Source organism: Geobacillus sp. DSP4a, from assembly GCF_013096875.1.
GTDB lineage: Bacteria > Bacillota > Bacilli > Bacillales > Anoxybacillaceae > Geobacillus > Geobacillus thermophilus.
Window position 1 is genome coordinate 23,031 of record NZ_SDLD01000030.1, and the last position, 21,914, is coordinate 44,944.

General features: G+C 52.9%; 23 protein-coding genes and 2 pseudogenes. 14 read left to right on the plus strand and 11 right to left on the minus strand.

All coding sequences use genetic code 11. From position 1 onward, the window contains the following. Nucleotides 1-37: 37 nt before the first annotated feature. Nucleotides 38-589: pseudogene (locus ETC02_RS11425) on the plus strand (MFS transporter); the annotation flags it as partial. A 377-nt stretch (nucleotides 590-966) separates the two neighbouring features. On the opposite strand, the gene ETC02_RS18590 reads toward ETC02_RS11425, so the two are convergent. The 4 genes from ETC02_RS18590 to ETC02_RS11440 form a co-directional block, all read right to left on the minus strand. After that, complete coding sequence (locus ETC02_RS18590) at nucleotides 967-1,182, minus strand: DUF7667 family protein (RefSeq protein ID WP_230456207.1); 216 nt, start codon at nucleotides 1,180-1,182, stop codon at nucleotides 967-969. Then, entirely contained in the window at nucleotides 1,161-1,478 is a 318-nt protein-coding gene (locus tag ETC02_RS11430) for a hypothetical protein (protein WP_013146668.1), read from the minus strand. Before ETC02_RS11430 ends, ETC02_RS18590 begins: the two co-directional genes overlap by 22 nt. Before the next feature lie 15 nt (nucleotides 1,479-1,493). Beyond that, nucleotides 1,494-1,970, minus strand: a complete 477-nt coding sequence (locus ETC02_RS11435; RefSeq protein ID WP_013146667.1) for a hypothetical protein — start codon at nucleotides 1,968-1,970, stop codon at nucleotides 1,494-1,496. Nucleotides 1,971-2,215: 245 nt separating this feature from the next. Beyond that, nucleotides 2,216-2,770, minus strand: a complete 555-nt coding sequence (locus ETC02_RS11440; protein WP_080985723.1) for a DUF4277 domain-containing protein — start codon at nucleotides 2,768-2,770, stop codon at nucleotides 2,216-2,218. Between the two features lie 379 nt (nucleotides 2,771-3,149). Here ETC02_RS11440 and ETC02_RS11445 point away from each other — a divergent pair, with 379 nt between their 5' ends. The 5 genes and pseudogenes from ETC02_RS11445 to ETC02_RS11465 all read left to right on the plus strand — a co-directional run bounded on the left by ETC02_RS11445 (nucleotide 3,150) and on the right by ETC02_RS11465 (nucleotide 10,156). Then, the gene (locus tag ETC02_RS11445; protein ID WP_050367999.1) at nucleotides 3,150-4,346 is read left to right on the plus strand and encodes an MFS transporter; all 1,197 of its coding nucleotides are present in this window, start codon (nucleotides 3,150-3,152) and stop codon (nucleotides 4,344-4,346) included. Nucleotides 4,347-4,574: 228 nt separating this feature from the next. Continuing rightward, the gene (locus ETC02_RS11450; RefSeq protein WP_050367998.1) at nucleotides 4,575-5,405 is read left to right on the plus strand and encodes a glycosyltransferase family 2 protein; all 831 of its coding nucleotides are present in this window, start codon (nucleotides 4,575-4,577) and stop codon (nucleotides 5,403-5,405) included. 287 nt (nucleotides 5,406-5,692) lie between these two features. Beyond that, a complete protein-coding gene (locus tag ETC02_RS11455; protein ID WP_033004942.1) occupies nucleotides 5,693-7,075 on the plus strand; it encodes a glycine--tRNA ligase in 1,383 nt (460 codons plus the stop codon). 361 nt (nucleotides 7,076-7,436) lie between these two features. Then, a pseudogene (locus ETC02_RS11460) lies at nucleotides 7,437-7,880 on the plus strand (RNA-guided endonuclease TnpB family protein); the annotation flags it as partial. Nucleotides 7,881-8,245: 365 nt separating this feature from the next. After that, entirely contained in the window at nucleotides 8,246-10,156 is a 1,911-nt protein-coding gene (locus ETC02_RS11465; protein WP_171698283.1) for a SpoIIE family protein phosphatase, read from the plus strand. A gap of 37 nt (nucleotides 10,157-10,193) precedes the next feature. On the opposite strand, the gene ETC02_RS11470 is transcribed toward ETC02_RS11465, so the two are convergent. The 3 genes from ETC02_RS11470 to ETC02_RS11480 are packed head-to-tail and all read right to left on the minus strand — an operon-like array spanning nucleotide 10,194 to nucleotide 11,762. Next, nucleotides 10,194-10,967 carry a sigma-70 family RNA polymerase sigma factor gene (locus ETC02_RS11470; RefSeq protein ID WP_033011024.1) on the minus strand — a complete coding sequence of 258 codons (774 nt, stop codon included), beginning with the start codon at nucleotides 10,965-10,967 and terminating at the stop codon, nucleotides 10,194-10,196. Next, entirely contained in the window at nucleotides 10,927-11,415 is a 489-nt protein-coding gene (rsbW, locus tag ETC02_RS11475) for an anti-sigma B factor RsbW (RefSeq protein WP_050367997.1), read from the minus strand. Before rsbW ends, ETC02_RS11470 begins: the two co-directional genes overlap by 41 nt. Next, nucleotides 11,412-11,762 (minus strand): STAS domain-containing protein, encoded by a 351-nt coding sequence (locus tag ETC02_RS11480; RefSeq protein WP_050367996.1) that lies wholly within the window; start codon nucleotides 11,760-11,762, stop codon nucleotides 11,412-11,414. Before ETC02_RS11480 ends, rsbW begins: the two co-directional genes overlap by 4 nt. Nucleotides 11,763-12,150: 388 nt before the next feature. Here ETC02_RS11480 and ETC02_RS11485 point away from each other — a divergent pair, with 388 nt between their 5' ends. The 3 genes from ETC02_RS11485 (at nucleotide 12,151) to ETC02_RS11495 (ending at nucleotide 13,799) form a co-directional block, all read left to right on the plus strand. After that, nucleotides 12,151-12,840 carry a uracil-DNA glycosylase gene (locus ETC02_RS11485; RefSeq protein ID WP_011232888.1) on the plus strand — a complete coding sequence of 230 codons (690 nt, stop codon included), beginning with the start codon at nucleotides 12,151-12,153 and terminating at the stop codon, nucleotides 12,838-12,840. Between the two features lie 18 nt (nucleotides 12,841-12,858). Then, nucleotides 12,859-13,158, plus strand: a complete 300-nt coding sequence (locus tag ETC02_RS11490) for a YwdI family protein (protein ID WP_011232887.1) — start codon at nucleotides 12,859-12,861, stop codon at nucleotides 13,156-13,158. A 269-nt stretch (nucleotides 13,159-13,427) separates the two neighbouring features. After that, a complete protein-coding gene (locus ETC02_RS11495) occupies nucleotides 13,428-13,799 on the plus strand; it encodes a DUF423 domain-containing protein (protein WP_015376087.1) in 372 nt (123 codons plus the stop codon). A 195-nt stretch (nucleotides 13,800-13,994) separates the two neighbouring features. On the opposite strand, the gene gerQ is transcribed toward ETC02_RS11495, so the two are convergent. The 3 genes from gerQ to hemQ all read right to left on the minus strand — a co-directional run bounded on the left by gerQ (nucleotide 13,995) and on the right by hemQ (nucleotide 16,112). Continuing rightward, a complete protein-coding gene (gene gerQ, locus ETC02_RS11500) occupies nucleotides 13,995-14,579 on the minus strand; it encodes a spore coat protein GerQ (protein WP_171698282.1) in 585 nt (194 codons plus the stop codon). Between the two features lie 18 nt (nucleotides 14,580-14,597). After that, nucleotides 14,598-15,044: a cell wall hydrolase gene (locus ETC02_RS11505; protein WP_011232884.1), complete on the minus strand. Its 447-nt coding sequence runs from the start codon at nucleotides 15,042-15,044 to the stop codon at nucleotides 14,598-14,600. A 321-nt stretch (nucleotides 15,045-15,365) separates the two neighbouring features. Continuing rightward, nucleotides 15,366-16,112, minus strand: a complete 747-nt coding sequence (gene hemQ, locus ETC02_RS11510) for a hydrogen peroxide-dependent heme synthase (protein ID WP_011232883.1) — start codon at nucleotides 16,110-16,112, stop codon at nucleotides 15,366-15,368. 228 nt (nucleotides 16,113-16,340) lie between these two features. On the opposite strand from hemQ, the gene pta reads away from it, so the two are divergent. Further along, a complete protein-coding gene (gene pta / locus ETC02_RS11515; RefSeq protein ID WP_050367995.1) occupies nucleotides 16,341-17,321 on the plus strand; it encodes a phosphate acetyltransferase in 981 nt (326 codons plus the stop codon). 439 nt (nucleotides 17,322-17,760) lie between these two features. Further along, nucleotides 17,761-18,612, plus strand: a complete 852-nt coding sequence (gene lipL / locus ETC02_RS11520; RefSeq protein WP_050367994.1) for an octanoyl-[GcvH]:protein N-octanoyltransferase — start codon at nucleotides 17,761-17,763, stop codon at nucleotides 18,610-18,612. A gap of 138 nt (nucleotides 18,613-18,750) precedes the next feature. On the opposite strand, the gene ETC02_RS11525 is transcribed toward lipL, so the two are convergent. Further along, the gene (locus ETC02_RS11525; RefSeq protein ID WP_015376083.1) at nucleotides 18,751-19,404 is read right to left on the minus strand and encodes an RsfA family transcriptional regulator; all 654 of its coding nucleotides are present in this window, start codon (nucleotides 19,402-19,404) and stop codon (nucleotides 18,751-18,753) included. Between the two features lie 175 nt (nucleotides 19,405-19,579). Between ETC02_RS11525 and ETC02_RS11530 the strand changes: the two genes are divergently transcribed. The 3 genes from ETC02_RS11530 to ETC02_RS11540 all read left to right on the plus strand — a co-directional run bounded on the left by ETC02_RS11530 (nucleotide 19,580) and on the right by ETC02_RS11540 (nucleotide 21,782). Continuing rightward, on the plus strand, nucleotides 19,580-19,807 hold the full coding sequence (locus tag ETC02_RS11530) for a YuzB family protein (protein ID WP_025948348.1): 228 nt from the start codon (nucleotides 19,580-19,582) through the stop codon (nucleotides 19,805-19,807). 144 nt (nucleotides 19,808-19,951) lie between these two features. Next, the gene (locus tag ETC02_RS11535) at nucleotides 19,952-21,250 is read left to right on the plus strand and encodes an HD domain-containing protein (protein WP_050368735.1); all 1,299 of its coding nucleotides are present in this window, start codon (nucleotides 19,952-19,954) and stop codon (nucleotides 21,248-21,250) included. A gap of 13 nt (nucleotides 21,251-21,263) precedes the next feature. Next, the gene (locus ETC02_RS11540) at nucleotides 21,264-21,782 is read left to right on the plus strand and encodes a YwgA family protein (RefSeq protein WP_050367993.1); all 519 of its coding nucleotides are present in this window, start codon (nucleotides 21,264-21,266) and stop codon (nucleotides 21,780-21,782) included. The last annotated feature ends 132 nt before the right edge of the window (nucleotides 21,783-21,914 follow it).

Below are 21,914 nucleotides of genomic sequence, written 5' to 3' on the forward strand. Positions count from 1 at the left end.
ACGATGTCTTTACATCGATAATGACAGGGGGATACACATGAACCAAACCGCGATTTCCCAGCGCAAGCTGTTAGGCATCGCCGGTCTCGGTTGGCTGTTTGACGCCATGGACGTCGGGATGCTGTCGTTTTTGATGGCGGCCTTGCAAAAAGACTGGAATTTGACGGCCAGCCAAGTCGGCTGGATCGGCAGCGTCAACTCGATCGGCATGGCGGTCGGGGCGCTCGTGTTCGGGCTGCTCGCCGACCGGATCGGGCGGAAAAACGTTTTTATTTTCACATTGTTGCTGTTCTCGATCGGCAGCGGGCTGTCGGCGCTGACAACGACGTTGGCGGCGTTTTTGGCGCTCCGCTTTTTGATCGGCATGGGGCTTGGCGGCGAGCTGCCGGTCGCGTCAACGCTCGTTTCGGAGGCGGTGCCGGCTGCCGACCGCGGCCGGGTTGTCGTGCTGCTTGAAAGCTTTTGGGCTGGCGGTTGGCTGTTGGCGGCGCTCATCTCGTATTTCGTCATACCAGCTTACGGATGGCGGACGGCGTTATGGCTGGCGGCGATTCCAGCGCTGTATGCGATCTATTTGCGCCTCCGCCTCAGCTTTCAGTCTTCGATTCTCTTCCTCTAAACTGCACTCTTTTTTTCGGGGTCTTCCCTTGAATGGAGACTTGGATGTCCCGCGCCGTTCTTCGAGCCCTTTTCGACCATGTTCATGATAACGTTTTACCCAAAGTCTGATCGTTTTCGTGCAGGGAATCCCTATAACTCTTGGCATATCCGCTTATATCCCCATCCTTCTTCGATGTACATCTGGACAGCCCTCCATTTAAACTCCACGGAATAGGTGGTCTTCCCTTTCGGTGTTTGCTTGGTCTCGAACATAAACAAATCCCTCCAGTGTTTTTCATGACAGTATGGGCATTTTCCCAACTGTCTACACTAGAGGGATAATATCAAGCGAGAAGGGCTCCTTTTTCATCCCGACAACTTCTCCAGCCTCGCGCACAACTCATGCTGCCACTCAACGTCGCCGGTCATGCTGGCCAGTAGCGACAGGTTTTTGAGTTTCGCGATCTCCATACTCTCTTGACATTGACAGAATCGTTTGGTGAAGATTTGGATGTTTTGAAGAAAAATAAACCCGCCTCGACATGGGCGGGTTTTTTCTGTCAATCCAAATACTTCTCGCATAACGATACGAACTTTCCATCTGACTTTAGCCCTTCCAAAATGCTTCTCAACATTGCACTTCTTTTGGGAAGCTGCTTCTCGAACTCTGCCACAAATGTGTCCTTGTCCCACTGTGATTTGCCAGCGTGATAAAACAGCTTTTCCAGGCGTTCCAACTCGTCGGCAGTAAAGCCAGTGGCTAAGGCCAGAATCGCAAAGCTTTTGTGCTCCTTGTTCACCATATCTAAGAGTAACGTAATTGCGTCGGTGGCTAGACTCAATTTTGCTTCAAGATCCTTGATTCTTTCCTCGTTCATAGCACCCTCCTTGTACTATAGTAATACCCAGTCTACGAATTTTGAAATGACCCAACCAACCTGTCTCGCTGTACTCAGTGGTACTCCCAGATCATATAACGCCCCGCTAACTTGATCTTGAATGATTTGGATAGAAAGGTCTTTCCAAGAAGCTATGGTCCGCAAGGTATCAGCAATATTATCGGCATATTCCCTGATAGTATCTGCTACCTTTTTACTGCCGTAGTCCTCAACAAAGTCGAGCAATTTTTTAATGGCTTGCGATTCCAGCATGTCTGCTAACGTCAATACCGCTTTCTTGAGAGCTGCAGTTTTGATACCCTGTGTTTCTACCTTTGGCGACACTGTGTTGACCTTCGCCACAGAAGGGGTGAGTTGTGACACCGTGTTTGTCTCTGCGGCAAAAACAGAAGTAGGTACTGCTACCGCCAAAACAGACAGAGCTAAAACAGGAGATAAAATTCTTTTGAACAACTTCATAGACAGCTTCATAAATTCCCCCTCCCTTTTATCGGTTTATTTATTTCAATGAATACTATAAAAGGTTAAAAAAGTAAAAGTATGTCGCAATTTGTCGTTCACAAAAAGTTCATATAACCCATATTAGTACTCACATTTCGCACCCTAACAGGGTTGAAAGAAAGGATTTTTTATTTCGTTTTTTAGAATAACTTTCCGACCAACACAACGAGTGATGGAAATCCTTTTTTTACCATATCTGGTCGTTCCGTATCACGTTACACGTAAATGCTCTCATCCATGCCCAATCCCTGCAGAATCCTTCGCTGATCCGGGGTGAGGGAGCGATCCAGTGAGCGTTGGATGCGTCCATCCGGCAGCTTGAACAGGACGACGTTCACGTATGGAAACAGCTGAAAAATCGCCTGTCCCGTCGGACGGGTCAGCTTGCGGCCTCCAGGACCCTTCAACGGGTGTTCGGGAGTCATGAACGGACGCACCCGGCGCTGAAAGACGCGGTAAATGCCGGCCTCATACAGACGATCGAGATGACGGGTCAACGCATCGTCATTCAACTGGGAAGGATGGAGCCCGGAACGGATGAGTTTCTCCAGGTCGATCGTGTGCCCCCATTGTTCCAAGTGAACGAGGGCTTGCCGGCCGTCAAACACATTGTAGAGAATGGCTTGAACGGCATCGTTGACTCGAGTCTGGCACTGCGGATCGACGGGAACGAGATGGTCAATCGATTGGGGGAAACCCAGTTTTTTGAATAGAGCACTTATGATATTCAAATAAGAATTGCGATAGACCGATTCGACTTGCACATCCATGAGAGAAAAACTCCTTCACTTTCCTTGTGTGTCAAGGATTCATTCGACATCGGAACGAAAAAATCCTCCCGATTTTCGTCGGAAGGGTGCGAAATGTGAGGTCGAAATCAACATCATGAACGAGGGAACGAAGAAAGGATTTGATGCTTTGCCAAAAGGTTGTACTGGCGCCTATCATGAAAAGCATGGCAGCTGATTTTAGCCGAACTTTTTGTTCCAACCATGGAACGATGGCTGGATCGCGATGTTGGTGTTTGATCCTGTTATTCAAGGCTTCGAGCTGATTTTTCGCAAAAATTATCAACCGTATAGTGCACAGGCCAATGATTTTCTTTTATAATAAATATGTCTTTACATTGATAATGACAGGAGGATACACATGAACCAAACCGCGATTTCCCAGCGCAAGCTGTTAGGCATCGCCGGTCTCGGTTGGCTGTTTGACGCCATGGACGTCGGGATGCTGTCGTTTTTGATGGCCGCCTTGCAAAAAGACTGGAATTTGACGGCCAGCCAAGTCGGCTGGATCGGCAGCGTCAACTCGATCGGCATGGCGGTCGGGGCGCTCGTGTTCGGATTGCTTGCGGACCGGATCGGGCGGAAAAACGTTTTTATTTTCACATTGTTGCTGTTCTCGCTTGGCAGTGGGCTGTCGGCGCTGACGACGACGTTGGCGGCGTTTTTGGCGCTTCGCTTTTTGATCGGCATGGGGCTTGGCGGCGAGCTGCCGGTTGCGTCAACGCTCGTCTCAGAAGCGGTGCCAGCTAAGGATCGCGGCCGGGCTGTCGTGCTGCTTGAAAGCTTTTGGGCCGGCGGCTGGCTGCTGGCGGCGCTCATTTCCTATTTTGTCATTCCGGCTTACGGCTGGCGGACGGCGTTATGGCTGGCGGCGATCCCGGCGCTGTATGCGATCTATTTGCGCCTCCGCCTGCCCGATTCGCCGCGGTTTGCGGCCGCGCAAAAAGAGGAGACGGTGTGGAGCAATATCGTCAAAGTATGGTCCGCTCCCCATCGGAAAGAGACGGTTATGCTTTGGTTGCTTTGGTTTTGCGTCGTCTTTTCGTATTACGGCATGTTTTTATGGCTGCCGAGCGTCATGGTCATAAAAGGGTTCAGCTTGATTAAAAGTTTTGAGTACGTGCTTATCATGACGCTAGCGCAGCTGCCGGGTTATTTCAGCGCCGCATGGCTGATCGAGCGGGCGGGGCGGAAATTTGTCTTGGTCACGTACTTGCTTGGCACAGCATTGAGCGCTTACTTTTTCGGCACGGCCGAGTCGCTCGTTGGGCTGATGGCATCCGGCATTTTCTTGTCGTTTTTCAACCTCGGCGCCTGGGGAGCGCTGTATGCGTATACGCCGGAGCAGTATCCGACATCGATTCGTGCGACCGGCGCCGGCATGGCGGCGGCGTTTGGCCGCATCGGCGGCATTTTTGGCCCACTGTTGGTCGGCTCGCTTGTCGCCCAAGGGGTGTCGGTGACGGCCATTTTCACGCTGTTTTGTCTATCGGTCCTTGTCGCCGTTTTGGCGGTCGCGGTGTTGGGCAGCGAGACGAAGCAGCAGGAGCTTGCATGAGGAAAATCGTTGTAAGGGACATTCTCTAAGACAGATCTCTCATGAGAGTTGCGGGCTTTGGTTCGTGGCGCTCGTTAGGGGAGGCACGCCGAAATTGACAAACAAACGGCAGGGGCGGTACCTTAAGGGTAAGCCCCTTTTTTGATTGGCCAAGCTTTTGGTGGGTGTGCGCATCGACGCCCGCGGACGCCAAGGGGGAAAGCCAGTGCGAGAGGCGGTGAATCAATCTTGCGTCCGTCCGTGTCTGTCGTTATTCCGACGTACAATCGCCCGTATCCGCTTGCCGAGCTGCTCGAGTCGTTAAGCCGGCAGACGTACAAGCCGTTTGAGGTCATTATCGTCAACGACGGGGGTGTCCCGGTTCATGATGTCGTCGCCTTGTACCCGGAGCTTGACATCCGTCTCATCGACCGCCGCGACAACGAAGGACATGTCGCGGCCCGCAACGCAGGCGTCCAAGCGGCGCGCGGCGAATTCATCATGCTTTGCGACGACGACGACTTAGTGTTGCCATGCCATCTCAAGCGGATGGTCGCAGCGCTCGAGCATGCGGACTTCGCCTATGCCGATGCGGAAATTGTCCAGTATCGGGTGGAAAACGATCAGCGCGTCCCATCCGCCCGTTTTTTATTTGCCTATGAGTATGATTTGGAAGCGATGCGGACGTTTTCGACGTACGTCCCGTCTGGAAGCGTGTATCGAAAATCGCTCCATGACGAGATCGGCTGCTTTGACACGACTGTCCACCATTATTGGGACTGGGACTTCTTTTTGCGGGCCGCCTCTGTATGCCGCGTCACCCGTGTTGCGGCGGCGACCGTGTTGTACGCGTTCAGCCCGGACGGCGACAACGTGTCGCGACATATGAACGACAAGCGGCGCCAATATTTGCGGCGGCTGTGTGAGAAGCATGGGCTTGGGGACTTGCCGATGAAAAATTTTTGGCTCTTGCTTGACGAGCCGGAAGTCGCGAAGCGCCGGGCGAAAAGCGAAGTCCTCTGGGACGGGAAGCCCGTCGTGTCGCGGTTTTGGGCGCAAAAAAATGCGAGCGACCATTGACATAGGTCTTTCTGGTTTGCTATGATAGTGGACAAAATCATATATGGATCGCGATGACGGATCAATAGTAGTTAACCCTCTCTTCCGAAGCGAGCCGGGGGCGGTGGGAGCCCGGTGAAGACGGTTAATGAAACGGCAGTCCGGAGCGAATATGACGAAAGTGGGTGCGCGTTTGGCGCATCAACTAGGGTGGAACCGCGGGAGCTACGCTCTCGTCCCTAGGCACAAGGCCTAGGGGCGAGGGCGTTTTTCATGGTAACAAATGATGAATGGAGGAGGATGAACAGATGGCTGTGACAATGGAAGAAATCGTTGCCCACGCCAAGCATCGTGGCTTCGTGTTTCCGGGGTCGGAAATTTACGGCGGGCTGGCGAACACGTGGGATTACGGCCCGCTTGGCGTTGAGCTGAAAAACAACATCAAACGGGCGTGGTGGAAAAAATTCGTTCAAGAGTCGCCGTACAACGTCGGGCTTGACGCCGCCATTTTAATGAACCCGAGAACGTGGGAAGCGTCCGGTCACTTAGGCAACTTCAACGATCCGATGGTCGACTGCAAACAGTGCAAAGCGCGCCACCGCGCCGACAAGCTGATTGAGAAGGCGCTCGAGGAAAAAGGGATCGAGATGATCGTTGACGGGTTGCCGCTGGCCAAAATGGATGAACTCATCAAGGAGTACGACATCGCCTGCCCGGAATGCGGCAGCCGCGATTTCACGAACGTGCGCCAGTTCAACTTAATGTTTAAAACGTACCAAGGCGTCACCGAGTCGAGCGCCAACGAAATTTATTTGCGTCCAGAGACAGCGCAAGGCATTTTCGTCAACTTCAAAAACGTCCAGCGCACGATGCGCAAAAAATTGCCGTTTGGCATCGCGCAAATCGGCAAAAGCTTCCGCAACGAGATTACGCCGGGCAACTTCACGTTCCGCACGCGCGAATTCGAACAGATGGAGCTCGAGTTTTTCTGCAAGCCCGGTGAGGAGCTGCAATGGTTTGACTATTGGAAACAGTTTTGCAAGGACTGGCTGCTGTCGCTCGGCATGAAGGAGGATAACATCCGCCTGCGCGACCATGCGAAAGAAGAGTTGTCCCACTACAGCAACGCCACGACGGACATCGAGTACCATTTCCCGTTCGGCTGGGGCGAGCTGTGGGGCATCGCGTCGCGCACGGATTACGATTTGAAGCGGCATATGGAATACTCGGGCGAGGACTTCCATTATCTCGACCAAGAAACGAACGAGCGCTACATCCCGTACTGCATTGAGCCGTCGCTTGGCGCTGACCGCGTCACGCTGGCGTTTATGATCGACGCCTATGACGAAGAAGAGCTGGAAGACGGCACGACGAGAACGGTGATGCACTTGCATCCGGCGCTTGCGCCGTACAAAGCGGCTGTCTTGCCGCTGTCGAAAAAGCTCGCGGACGGGGCGCACCGCATTTATGAAGAGCTGGCGAAACATTTCATGGTCGACTATGACGAAACCGGCTCGATCGGCAAGCGGTACCGCCGCCAAGATGAAATCGGCACGCCGTTTTGCATCACATACGATTTCGAGTCTGAACAAGACGGCCAAGTGACCGTGCGCGACCGCGACACGATGGAACAAGTGCGGCTGCCGATTGGAGAGCTCAAAGCCTTTTTAGAGGAAAAAATCGCTTTTTGATGACGGGAACGCCGGGGCAGCGACGAAACCCCGGCGTTTTTTTAACAACCCATACGCCGCAAGTCCCCCGCCTCTAAGCGAAGCGTAGGCGGGGGATACGCGGCGTCCTTTTTTTTACTTTTGATCAAAAAAGTAAAAAAATAGGAGAATCGATGAAAAAAGAATATATATAAGTTGCAATAAAGATTTTCCGATTGTTCGATTCTGTTTTCCTTCATAACAAGTCATTTTGATAGAATGCAGCGGGCGCTCTACTGGATGTAAAACAAAGTTTCAACTTATATAGATTTTCGATTATTCATATTTTATATTATAAGTAAGGAGGTGAAAGGATGTATCGAACTATAACCGCGCGAAGCAATATATTTTATCGAAAAGCGAAGCGCAATTAAAAGACTGCTTGCATAAAACGACCAAACAATTGGTCGATTGGTGTTTGGAACAAAACGTCAAACATTTCATGATAGGCGATGTCGAAGGCGTCCAGCGCAACAAAAAGAAAAAGCGATCCAAATTGGTGAACCAAAAATTATCGAACTGGTGTTTTGGCAAACTCTACGACTATTTGAAATACAAACTAGAAGCTAAAGGCATCACTTTTGAAAAAGTGGATGAATCGTATACCACGCAAACATGTCCTGTTTGCGGGAAGAAGAAAAAACCTTCTTCTAGAAATTTTATTTGTGCTTGTGGTTATTCTCAGCATCGGGATGTCCATTCGGCATGCAATATTCTTACAAAACACTTATATGGAGAATTCCGACCGATGAAAATAACGAACCACAAGTATCTACGGATCGCGTAAGCGAGAAGTAGTAGATGGTGAGTTCCCACCCTTCATGCTTTGGCATGATGTTGCTTGCTATTTCTTTCTGTTGTGTTTCCGTGCTTGGTCACGAGATACACGGGAAACCCGGTGTATCGTGAAACACCCGGAAAGAAAAAGGCAAGAAACCCCCACTTCAACGCCTACAGGCATAAGTGGGGGAGGTTCATCGGGAGGCCGAGTATTGCGCGGGAAATGGTTGCAAACTTGGCTTGGGAGCCTCTTCATCCGGAGAGGCTCCTTTTTTATTGGACAAACCAAACGGCCGTGACGTTCATATACGCTGGCGGGGAGCCGTATGGTATAATAAGCCATATAGAATGAAGAGTGGAGGTTCCTCGTTGGTGAAGGAATACGAACGATATCGCCTGGTGCGTCTGCACAGCGCGATGGCCGTGCTGGCGGCCGGAATGTTTGGCTTGCTTCTGTTTGTGGCCGGCCGGTTGCCTGTTTCGCCTGGATTCTATCATTCTATTCATCTTGCCTTAGGGCTCGCCGTGATGGTCGTTTGCTGGCTTGTCGCCGTGCAAGGATGGTCTGTGTTTCCGCATACGTTGTCAATGGAGCGGCTGATGATGGGGGCGCTGTTTTTCTCCTCAGGCTTGTTGTTTTCGCTGCATGTTGTCTTGTCTTTTGCATCTGATGGTGTGGAAGCGTCCCCTTTCTCGCTCTCGGCCCGATTGACGCTTGCCTGGGGGCTTCTTTTTCTGTTTTCGCGCCGCGATGAGGTGATGGAGCGGAGGAGCGGGCAACGGTGGCAAGCGTTTTTCGCCGCTTTTGCTTATGCGGCGGTCGTTGGGCTATTCATCCATTGGGTAGCGCCGCTTTGGCCGGGAGACGGGACAAGCCGCTGGCCGCTCTGGTGGAAGGCCGGCGAAGGGATTGCCAGTTTGCTCGATGCGGGCGCCGCTTTGCTTGTATGGCGTCGTTGGCGGCAAGGGAGTTCCCGATCCTTCCTGTACTGGCTGCTGGCGTTATGGTGGTTTGCCCTCGGCCAATGGCTGCTTATGCTTGGCGGCGGCCATGCGCTATGGGGGCAGCTGTATGAAATGGCCGGATTTTTGTATGTCGTGCGTGCAATGTACGTCGAGACGGTCGAAAAACCGTACGTGGAGCTGAAACAGCACAAACAGCAGCTGGAAATGATGGCGAACGCCCTTGGCGAGGGATTGATGATGTTAAACCGCGACGGCCGGATCGTATGGATGAACCCGGAAGCGGGCCGTTTGCTTGGCCTTGATCCGGAGGAAGCGAAAGGGAAGCCGCTGTTTTCCTTTGTCTCGCTCGCCGGGCCGGATGGGTCCGCGTGGGACTGGAAGCGGCTGCGCCGTGTTGTCAAACAGCTGAAAAGCGGCGAGGTGATTCGCGTCGAGGAGGAGCCGTTTCGCCGCCATGACGGCGTGTGCCTGCCGGTCGGCTACACGCTGGCGCCGGTGATGGAAAACGGTGCGCTGACAGGGCTTGTCGCCGTTTTGCGCGACATGACGGAGAAAAAAGAGAAAGAGCGGCTTGAGCGTGAACGCGAACAACTCGACTTTGAACTGTCGCTTGCCGCGAATATGCAACGGGCGCTTTTGCAGACATCGTCGAAGGCGGATTTGCCTTCGTACGTCGACATCAGCGTCCTCAGCGTCCCTGCCCGAGTGTTGAGCGGCGATTTTTATCACTTTGCTGTCCATCAAACATCGGTGTCCGTCGGCATTGCCGATGTATCGGGAAAAGGCATTCCAGCGGCGATGCTCATGACGCTGATGAAATTTATTCTGGACCGGACCGTTCATTACGGAACGCAGCCGCACGTGTATCTTGACCTGCTGAACCGATTCGCCTACGACTACACCGAGCCGTCGATGTTTGTCACGATGTTTGTCGGCAATTACAACGAAAAGACGCATACGTTCTCGTACGCGTGCGCTGGGCACGAACCGGCGCTTTGGTACCGGGCGAAAACGAAACAATGCGTGCCGCTTCACGCGAAAGGGTGCGCGCTCGGGTTGTTTCCGCAATTTTCGTTTGAGACGAAGTCGGTAGTGCTCGAGCCGGGTGATTTTGTGCTGCTGTACACCGATGGGGTGACCGAAAAACGCGGCGAAGAGGCGGACGATGATTTTTCCGTCCTCGCCTCGATGGTTGCCCGCGTCAATTTGGACCAGCCGGCAGCGCAAATCGTCCGCGATTTGTACGAGCATATCAAGGCGTACCACCAATACGAACAAAAAGACGACCAGACGTTGTTGTTGCTCCGCCGCCGCTGATGCCGCCCTAGCCGGCCGGCGGCGGCGTTTTTGGCTGTTACGACGGGTAGGCAGCGGCCAGCTGCCGTTTCAGCTTTTCGATCGCCCGCTTTTGAATGCGGCTGATCGTCATTTGCGAGACGCCAAGCCGTTCAGCGAGCGACCGTTGCGTCTCGCCGCGGCGGAAGACGGCGTCGATGACGATTTGTTCTTGCTCGCTCAGTTTGCCGATCGCCTGCTCTAAATCCATTCGCTCGATCAGCGACTCGATTTCGTTCGCTTCATCCGCGACGAATTCACCGATCGTCGTCGCATCCTTTTCCCCGTCTTGCACCGGGGCGTCGAGCGAAATCGCCTGGTAATGGTCGCGGCCGGCTAAAATCTCGATCGTCTCTTCCACCGATAAGCCTAAATGGGCGGCAATTTCATCTATGTTCGGCGACCGCTCGAGCTTGACGGTCAGTTCGTCGATGGCTTGCTGCACTTTGCTTCCTTTCTCTTTCACCCGGCGCGGCACTTGGATATACCACGCTTTGTCGCGCAAATAGTTTTTCATATAGCCGATCAAGCTTTTCATCGCATACGATTCAAAGTTTGTTCCTTGGTTCGGGTCGTAATGGTCAAGAAGGCGCAAAAACGACAGCCGGCCGACTTGAAACAAGTCTTCGTAAAAATCAGGGCGGCTGCGCGCCATTTTTTTCGCTGCGGCCGCAATGAGCGGCTCAAAACGCACGAGCAACGCTGTCGCCGCTTCTTCCGTCTTCGTTTGTTGATAGGCGGAAATAAGGGCGTCAAGCTTGCTCTTGGACAGAGGAGGGGGATATACAGTCATGGGCATGCTCTCCTTCGCCGTGAAGGCGGAATTTCGTTAGGCGGACTTCCGTTCCGCCTTTGGTCGTGACGCGGACGTCATCCATGAGCGCTTCCATTAAAAAGAGGCCGAGGCCGCCGACTTTCACATCTTGGAGTGGCTTGCCGGACAGCGACGCCGCCTGTTTGGTCGCCCGTTTGTAGTCAAACCCTTTTCCCTCATCTTTAATGACGATGGAAAGCGCATCGGCGCTCATCTCAAAACGGAGGTGAATATCGCCGCTTCTTCCGTTGTAGGCGTGAAGCACGACGTTGTTGCACGCTTCGGAGACGGCGACTTTCATATCTTCGATTTCTTCATAGGAAAATCCCATTTTGGCAGCCAGCCCGTATAACGTCAAACGCACGATGTCAAGAAACTGTGCATCGGCTGGAATCGACAGCTGTACGATCGTTTCGTGCTCTTTCATGATTGGCCTCCGATCCTTTCTGACGCATCGTTCATTTCGGAAAAAAAGTAGGATACTCCAGTTAAATCGAACAGACGCCGCACTTTCGACGGCACGTTTTCAATGGCAAACGGCGCCCCGAGTTGATGCCGCGTTTTTAACAGCGCTACAAACATGCCGATCCCGGTGCTGTCAATATACGTTAAATCTTCGAGACGAAGAACGAGCGGTTTGGACGCATCGCCGGCGAGCGGTTCGACGGTGCGTTGAAATTGCTCGGCTGCCGCCAGGTCCAGTTCGCCTTTTATGTATACAACGTGCCGATCCGGCTGTTCGTCATGAACAAGACGGAATTGTTTCTGATCCATTTCTTTCACCCCACTGTGCGTTTGATGGATATCCCGGTGTTGCGTTGGCGCCGACGGCTTAGCTTGTCCGGCCTTTGGCGTTTACGCTTTCTATACCCATATTTTATACTTGTTGAAACAGGGAATGTCGAATGAAAAGGGGACATGATGATGGAAAGATGGAAACAATGGGCGAAGAGAATAAAAAAGGAGATTTTTGTCCTCTATTCCGCCTGCCGCGACCGGCGTGTTCCGGTTTGGCTGCGGCAGGGGATTGGCGCATTTCCTGTTGGGGAAACAGGTTTCGCTATGGTTGCCTCAATCTGAACATTCACTTCGCTTTGACGCTGGTGTCTTTTGGGCTACAATGATAAAAGGGAAAAAGCCGATGGCAAAGGAGTTGCTCGCAATGCCGATTCTCAAAAACGACTGGGCTCCGCTGCTTGAAGAGGAGTTTCAAAAGCCGTACTACTTAAAGCTGCGCGAGTTTTTAAAAGAGGAGTACCGGACGCGGACGATCTATCCCGATATGCACGATATTTTCAACGCCCTTCATTATACACCGTATGCAAACGTCAAAGTCGTGCTGCTCGGGCAAGATCCGTACCACGGCCCGGGACAGGCGCACGGGCTTAGTTTTTCCGTCAAGCCGGGCGTGCCGGTGCCGCCGTCCTTAGCGAACATTTTTAAAGAGCTGCATGACGACCTCGGCTGCTATATACCAGATAACGGCTATCTCGTCAAATGGGCCGAGCAAGGGGTGCTGTTGTTAAACACGGTGCTGACGGTCCGCCGCGGCCAGGCGAACTCCCATCGCGGCAAAGGGTGGGAATATTTCACCGACCGCGTCATTGAGCTCGTCAACGAAAAAGACGATCCGGTCGTCTTTTTGCTTTGGGGCCGGAACGCGCAAGAGAAAAAAGAACGGATTACGAATCCGCGCCATCTGATTATTGAAGCGCCGCACCCGAGCCCGTTTTCCGCCGCGCGCGGCTTTTTCGGCCATCGCCCGTTTTCGCGGACGAACGCGTTTTTAACCAAGCACGGACGCGAACCGATCGATTGGCAAATCGAGAACATCGGCGCCCGCGCTGAATGAAGAAAGGGGGAAGACATCATGACGATCTCTTTGGCGGCGGTTGTCGCCAAAATGGAAGACGAATTGCGCAAGGCAAAGGCGGCCCATGACCCGCAGCGGATGCGTGAACATGTCGCTGCCATTCGCGTTTTATGCGATTTGATGCTGGAAACGACAGGCCAGCCGCAGCCGTCCGTTCCGTCTGTCTCGACAGAGTCGCTTGCCGTCGGCGGGCCGATTTCGGTTGCTGGCGGGCTTTCGCTTGGGGGTGTTTCTGTCGGAGGACGTTCTCCCGACATTGACGATGAGGCGAACGGGGAGTCGTTGTTGGATTTTTGAGGGGGCAACGAAACACCGTGGAAAACGGTCTTCTCCACGGGGAATGTTGATCAACAGAACTCCGTTGAATCGCTTTCCTTTGTTTGCGCCAAAAAACAAGAAGCGGTTCACCGGCTTGGATGCGGGTCTTGCCGGTGGCGCTCCCGATTGACCGGTTCTGTCGAGTGAAGTGGCTGACATTCATTAGTAATTTGTTGTCAGGGAACATTCCCACCCATTATATTAATGAATGAGGGAAAACAATCTTTCATTAGAAAGGCGGAACAGCTATGAAAACATTCGTCCTTCTCGGCGCGCTCAATGCGTTTTTAGCCGTCGCATTGGGAGCGTTTGGCGCGCACGGGCTGGAAGGGAAGATTCCGGATCGTTATTTGGAGATTTGGAAAACGGCGGTCCAATATCAGATGTTCCACGCATTAGGGCTGCTTGTTGTCGGATTGCTCGCTGGCAAGGCGCCAAATGTCGGGCTGATCGGTGCGGCGGGCTGGGTGATGTTCGCCGGCATCGTGTTGTTTTCCGGGAGCTTGTACGTATTAAGTGTAACGCAGATTAAGCCGCTTGGCGCGATCACTCCGTTTGGCGGCGTCGCTTTTTTGGTCGCCTGGGTGATGATCGGCTATGCGGCGTTGAAATGGCTGTAAGCGAAGCGCGGGCAAGGTGTACCCCGAACAGGAAATCACGCGCCGTCCCAATCATAGAAGGCACCTTTTTTGTTTCGTTTGCCACCATGATAGACAACTGGGCGTCAGCAACTTGTGATGGACGTCGCATCGGATGAAAAAAAGCAGGCTACCCTGGGGCAGCCTGCTCATCGAACATCGGTTTTGCGCTTGCACTCAGCGCGGCGAATAGGAGGCGAGCGGCGTGGCGGAGGCACCGGCAAACGGATATTCGTAGGCGATTTCTCCTTCAAACGTGACGTAATCGAGGTAAATCATCGGGATCAAATAGCGTGTGCCTGTTTGTGGGTCGCTTAAAATGACATGGTCACGTCCAGCCGCTTCAATGACGCCGCGAAACACCTTGGCATTCCACTCACGGTTGTTTTCAAACGTCGCATAGATAGTGGCGACTTTTCCTTTGTTTAACCGTAAAATGTTTTCAATGTACGATTCTTCAATCGGCAGCATCCCTGGAATCGATGGGCCGGTGGTGGTCGGCATCGGTGTCGGGGCCGTAAACGTCGGCGCCTGCAAACCGAACGTCGGAGCGGCGGCTGTCGCCGGTGTCATCGTTGGAGCGGCAGCCGCTTGCGGATGGTAATAATACGGGTATGCCGCCGGATAGTACGGCTGCGGATACGGATAGCCGTATGGATAGGATGCATACGGTTGTTGCCGTTCTTGACCGAACGGCGAATAATAAAATGATTGTTGCTCCTCATCAAGTGGATAAAATTGATTTTCTGGATTGTTCGGCATAAAGAACCCTCCTCAATATTAAGAATAGACACGTGGGCAGTCGGATGGAGTCGGTGCAAAAAAGCAATGCGATTTGTAGCGGCCGACGTTCCACTGGCCAAACCATTGCGGTGGGCACGGTTGACCTTCAGGTGGTTTAAAAAACCAAAGGGCGTTTGTCGCTGGGTGGTAGCGCCAACCGCGGAGCACTTGGCGGGCTAGGCCGATATCCACTTCGCGCGCCCGTTGGTAAAAGTACCCTTTTTGTACCGCCTCAAAGCCGCCCGGGCTTTGAAACACCATTTGCCGGATAGAGCGGATGCCGCGGAAGTCAAGGCAGTCGGCGATGACGCGGTTGACGCCGACGTTGCCGACCATGAGCATCCCAAGCCGCCCGTCTCCTTCCGCTTCGGCTCGCATGAGCCGAGCCAACAACTTCACTTCCTCTTCTGTGTGGGCTACAATGGAGGGAGCGATCTGACCCATATCGTCACCTCAGTCGTTGTGAATTTCGACAGTAATAGGCTATTGATGGAACAGGAAAATGGTGACAGACAGACAGGCGATTTCTCGGAGGAATTTCTGATTTATATGTATGGGGCAGTTGGGCTGGATATGACAGAAACAGGGGAGGTTGACCAAAAAGAGAAACCCGTTGCGCAAGAAAGACCCGTAACATGATGTGCAAAGGGATGACGGCGGAAGAAATCGCTCGTTTGGCTGACCTTTCAGGGGGAGGAGCTCGCCGGTTGCTTGAAGAACAGGAAAATAAGTGAAGGGGCCCTGCCGCGTTTGGGCCCCTCTTTTTTATACATGGAAGAACGAAGGGACTTTTTCCACCGACAAGCGAGTGCCGACGAAAAATGAACCAAACTCGCCAAAGCGGGCGCTCACTTCATCAAAGCGCATTTCATAGACGAGCTTTTTGAACTGGAGTGCATCATCTGAAAACAAGGTGACGCCCCATTCAAAATCATCCAAGCCGACGGAGCCGGTGATGATTTGCGTCACTTTGCCGGCGTATTTTCGGCCGGTCATGCCGTGGGCGCGCATGAGTTCGCGCCGCTGTTCCATCGACAACATGTACCAGTTGTCGTTGCCTTGGCGCCGCTTGTCCATCGGATAGAAGCAAATGTAGTTCGTTTTCGGCAAAATTGGATACAAACGGCGGCGCACCTCTGGAATTTGGTACGGATCTTCGCTGCCGGACGCCAAGTAGTTGCTCAACTCCACGACTGAAACGTACGAATACGCAGGTAATAAATAGTCGGCGAGTTTCGTTTTGTTAAGCGCTGTTTCGATTTCATGCAGCTCATCCAGCGTCGGCCGCAAAATCATGAACAAAATATCGGCTTTTTGCCCGACGATCGTGTAGACGGCATGGCTTCCTTGCTTCTCGCTTTCCGTCGTCTCCCATTGGTCGACAAGCGCTAAAAACTCACTGATCGCTGCCTCGCGCTCTTCGTTTGGAAGTGTTTTCCACGCGCTCCAGTCGATCGTGCGGAAATCGTGCAAACAATACCAACCGTCCAACGTTTGGGCCGCTTCGCTCATCATCGTCACTCCTTTATTCAATCAATTGTACAGTACCACTATATCATAGTTTGGCCAAAAAAGCGGGTGTCCGTGCATAAAGCAAAAGATACTGAATTGTTCCAAAAGGTGAATTATTGATTGGAAGGGCTTACGATCGTTGCGTTTTCGTATCGAAGCGGTATGCTTAATGTAGAGAAAGGCTGATGCCTGGAGACAGGCGGGCCAACCGTGAAGGAGGCATGAATCGTGACAACCGATTTATTTACGGCATTAAAAGCGAAAGTAACCGATACGGGTCGAAAAATCGTGTTTCCGGAGGGAACCGATGACCGCATCTTAACGGCGGCGAGCCGTTTGGCGACGGAGCAAGTGCTTCAGCCGATCGTCCTTGGCGATGAGCAAGCGATAAGGGTGAAAGCAGCTGCGCTTGGCTTGCCGCTTGAAGGGGTGGAGATTGTCAACCCGCGCCGCTACGGCGGGTTTGATGAGCTAGTTTCGGCGTTTGTGGAGCGGCGCAAAGGGAAAGTGACAGAAGAAACGGCGCGCGAGTTGCTTTTCGATGAAAACTATTTCGGTACGATGCTCGTTTATACGGGAGCGGCCGACGGCCTCGTCAGCGGGGCGGCACATTCGACGGCGGATACGGTCCGACCAGCCTTGCAAATCATTAAAACGAAGCCAGGCGTTGGCAAAACGTCCGGCGTGTTCATCATGGTGCGCGGCGACGAAAAATATGTGTTTGCCGATTGCGCCATCAACATTGCTCCTAACAGTCAAGATTTGGCTGAAATCGCGGTCGAGAGCGCCCGGACGGCCAAAATGTTCGGCCTTACGCCGCGCGTAGCGCTGTTAAGTTTTTCCACGAAAGGGTCGGCCTCGTCGCCGGAGACGGAAAAAGTCGTTGAGGCGGTGCGGTTGGCGAAAGAAATGGCGCCGGATCTGATCCTTGACGGTGAGTTTCAATTTGACGCCGCGTTTGTGCCAGAGGTGGCGAAAAAGAAAGCGCCGGACTCGGTCATTCAAGGGGACGCAAATGTCTTTATTTTCCCGAGCCTTGAGGCGGGCAACATCGGTTACAAAATCGCCCAGCGCCTTGGCGGCTTTGAAGCGGTCGGCCCGATTTTGCAAGGGCTGAACAAGCCGGTGAACGACCTATCGCGCGGATGCAGCGCCGAAGACGTCTACAAGCTCGCGCTCATCACCGCGGCGCAGTCGCTTGGGGAGTAAAGAGGCGGCGAACTGAGCAAGAGGAGTCGGAACCGGTTCGTTTTGCCAAAGAATGGGCGATCTCTTGTTTCAGGCATGGATTCGTGTCAAAGAAGGCGGCTGGTTGCTGTTTAGCCGCTTTCTTTTTTAACGGATTTCCGAAAGAAGTCTTCCATCTCAAGGAACGCGAAGGGTGTAACCCAGTGAGTAGGTGGGAGATGAATGTCGGTTGGCGTTAGCCAACGAATAGGATAGAATATGGCTAGAACGGACACCTTCGGAACGAAGGGAAGCGTAAAGGGTTCTGGTGTGTGGCTTACCGTTCGGCGAACACGCACAAGTCGCTTGAAGCCTCCACCTCTAAGCGAAGCGTAGGTGGCGGGTAGTTCACTGGCCGTAATCGTTCCAATTTGATGTGGTATAATGAGAGCGGAACGTTCAACGTAAGGGGTTGCTCGCGATGAGCCATGAACTGTTGCGGCAGCCGAGGTGGCGGGTGATCGACCAGTCGCACTTCGGGCCGCTGTTTGATGCGAAACAATCGTTTGCGATCGATGATACGCTCTGCACCGCGGTTGGCGCGGGACAGTCGGATGCGGTCGTCCGCACGTGGGTGCATGAGAATACCGTCGTCTTAGGCGCCGCTGATACGAAGCTTCCGTACATCGATGAGGCCATTTCGTTTTTGCGCCAGGAAGGGTATCGCGTCGTCGTCCGTAATTCCGGCGGGTTGGCCGTTGTCCTTGACAGCGGGGTGTTGAATATTTCGCTCATTTTTCCGGAAACGAAAAACACGATTGCCATCGAGCAAGGGTATGAGGCGATGTATGCGCTCATGGCCGCCATGCTTGCCTCATACGGCGCCCGTGTTGAGGCGGGGGAAATCGTCGGTTCGTATTGCCCGGGGAGCTATGACTTGAGCATTGGCGGCAAAAAGTTTGCCGGCATTTCGCAACGGCGCGTGCGCGGCGGCGTTGCCGTGCAAATCTACCTTTGCGTCAACGGGAGCGGAGCCGCGCGGGCTGAGCTTATTCGCCGTTTTTATGAGCTCGGCCGCCAAGGAGAGAAAACGAAATTCGCCTACCCCGATGTTGTCCCAACTGTCATGGCGTCGCTGTCTGAGCTTCTCGGCTGCGAGTTGTCGATCGATGAGCTGCTTGTCGCCCTTTGGCGCACGCTGCAGTCGTTTGGCGGCGAGCTATATTCGTCTGCCCTCGAGAACGGCGAATGGAATTGGTATGAGCAGTATTGGGCGCGCATCGTCGAGCGGAATGAAACGGCGCTCAAGGGCGAGCTCCTAGCAGGAGAATAAGGGGGCGGTCCGCCCAGCAGCAAGAGCCTGCGTTCATCGCCTGACGCCGCCGGCAGGCAAAAAGGATGCTCCGTGTCTCGGCCGCACCGGAGAGAGTGCGATCAAGGCGCAGCCATGGACAGGGCATCCTTATTTTATTTACTCCGCGATTTTTTCCAAGTTGCCGTTCGGGTCCATACGGAAGGTCAGCCCCCGCTCTTCTTCCTCTTTTAACACCATTTTGCGCGCTCGGTTGATGATTTTCACGAGCGTCTCAAAATCTTCTTGGACGGTCGACGAATTTTCTTCTAATTTCGCAACCTTTTCTTCAAGTTCTTTATTTTTTTGCTTTAATTCTTCAATTTCGCGGCGCAGCCGCTCGTTTTCTTTGATCAGCGTCTCCCGTTTCCGTTCATGGGATTGGAACGTTTTCAAAAAAGCGATCACTTGATCCAGCGTCACTTGTTGCGGCGGGGAGGATGGGATGACGGCAGGCAGCTGCATCACCTCTCCCAGCTCCTCGAGTGATGGCATCGGCGGCTCGTACAGACGCCGCTTTTTCGCGCCGCCTTGTTTGGCGAGCAGCCGCAGCCGCTCTTTTCGCTGCTTTTTCGCCAGCTGCAGCGCTTCTTCGTACTGATGGCGGACGACGGCATTCCAGCGAAAGCCACAGGCGGCCGATGTCCGATTTAGCTTGTCGCCGACTTCTTCAAAGGCGTTGAGTTGGGTGCTCCCTTCACGCACATGGCGCAATACGGTCTCTGCCAACAATAAATCGTCTTCTTCCGTCCAAGCGTCTTGCCGTTGTTTCACTGTTCTCCACTCCTTTTTCCCATGCTAGTAAAAGGGTGGACCAAAAGGAAAAAAATTATACGTTGCAAGTTTATGGGATTGGCAAATTACAAGGGTGAAAGCATGCCAACTTGCAATTTTCCGGCAAAAGCGGTAGAATACACAAAGCAAACGCTGCGGAAAGGGATGACGAGTGATGGCGAATGAGTTTCGCGTTTGCGACGACTGCAAGGCGCCGAATTTAAAAACATTGATTCCGCGCTTGAAAAAGCTTGATCCGGATGCGGTCATTAAAATCGGCTGCCAGTCGTATTGCGGTCCGGGGCGGAAAAAAACGTTCGCCTTCGTCAACAACCGCCCGGTGGCAGCGCTGACGGAGGATGAGCTGATTGAAAAAGTGGCTGAAAAGCTGAAAAAACGGTGACGAATCACCTTCTTTGCCGAAAGAAGGTGATTTTTTGTTTTTTCCGTCAATAATGGAGAAAGACGGAGAAAAAAGTCAACTATTTCTTTGCCAAAAGAAACGGCGTATAATAGATGTATGTTGGAGACGGAAGAGGAGGATGCGATGTATTCCGGCGGGCAGCTTGACGAAGAAAAAGTGTTTAAAGATCCGGTGCACCGATACATACATGTTCGCGACAAAGTCATCTGGGATTTGATCGGCACAAAAGAGTTTCAGCGCCTGCGCCGCATCAAGCAGCTCGGCACGACATATTTGACGTTTCACGGCGCCGAGCACAGCCGATTCAACCATTCGCTTGGCGTATATGAGATCATTCGCCGCATCATCGACGATGTGTTCGTCGGCCGCGACCATTGGGATCATAACGAGCGCCTTCTTTGCCTATGCGCGGCGCTCTTGCACGATTTAGGGCACGGCCCGTTTTCCCATTCATTTGAAAAGGTGTTTCGCCTCGACCACGAAGATTTTACACAGGCAATCATTTTAGGCGATACAGAAGTGAACGCCGCCTTGCGCGAAGTGGGCGACGATTTTCCGCAAAAAGTGGCGGAAGTGATCGCCAAAACGTACCCGAACAAGCTTGTGGTGAGCCTCATTTCGAGCCAAATTGACGCCGACCGGATGGATTATTTGCTGCGCGATGCCTACTACACCGGCGTCAGCTACGGCTATTTTGACATGGAGCGCATTTTGCGCGTCATGCGCCCGCGCGAAGACCAAGTCGTCATCAAACGAAGCGGCATGCATGCGGTCGAGGATTACATTATGAGCCGCTACCAAATGTATTGGCAAGTGTATTTCCATCCTGTGACGCGCAGTGCGGAAGTCATTTTAACGAAAATTTTGCATCGGGCGAAAAAGCTGTACGAGGACGGGTATACGTTTGCGACGAAGCCAACCCATTTTTTATCGTTTTTTGCCGGCCATGTAACGCTCGGCGACTATTTGGCGCTCGATGAAGCGATCATCCTGTTTTACTTCCAGCAATGGCAATACGAGCGGGATCCGATTTTAAGCGACTTATGCCGGCGGTTTGTCCACCGCCGCCTGTTCAAATATACGGAGTTCCATCCGACAAACGAGCAAATGGCAAAGCTGATCGAGCTGACCGGCTTGTTCAAAAAGGCCGGGATCGATCCAGACTATTACTTGGTCGTCGATTCATCGTCCGACTTGCCGTACGATTTTTACCGGCCGGGCGAGGAAGGCGAGCGCCTGCCGATTTATTTGTTGATGCCAAACGGGGAGCTGCGCGAGCTGTCGCGCGAATCGGTGTTGGTTGACGCCATTTCCGGCAAGCGGCGCACCGACCATAAGCTCTATTTCCCCGCTGATTTCCTGGAAGACTTGTCGACGAAGCGGACAGTGAAGAAAAAGATTATGGAAATTTTAAAGGGTTAGGAGATGACGGAGAGTGCTCACAGAGCATGCGAAAGTAATGAAGGCGTTGGCGGCCGCCGGGGAAATTGCCGGCCGCAAAAAGCTGCAAAAAATGATTTACATCGCCAAAAAGCTCGACTTTCCGTTTTATGAGAAGTTCGACTTCCACTTTTACGGCCCGTATTCGGAAGAGTTGATGTGCCGCATCGAAGAGCTGTGCGCGCTCGGCTTTTTGCATGAAGTGAAAGAGAAAAAGAGCGGCTATGTGCAATACCGCTATACACTGACCGAAGCGGGCGAACAGTTTTTGCGCCATTACGACTGGGAGATGCCGGGCCTTGCCGAATGCATGCAGGCGATGAACGGACAAAATGCCCGTTTTTTGGAACTTGTGTCCACCGTACTTTATTTTGAACATTTGCCGAAAGACGAAGTGAAAGAGAAAATTGCGGTGTTAAAAAGCAAGCAGCGCTATACGGAGGACGAGATCGAAGAGGCGTATGCGTATATTGAGGCGCTGCGCAGCCGATGCAACAAGGGCGCTTGTGTGTAGGGAAGGTCAACTACCCACCACTTAAAGCCTAACGGCTTTTGAAGTGGGGGCTTGGCAAGCCCTAGTTGACTACCCTCAGCCATTCAATGGCTACGTTGGAAGGGTCATGACACTTACGGATGCTCCTCCAGT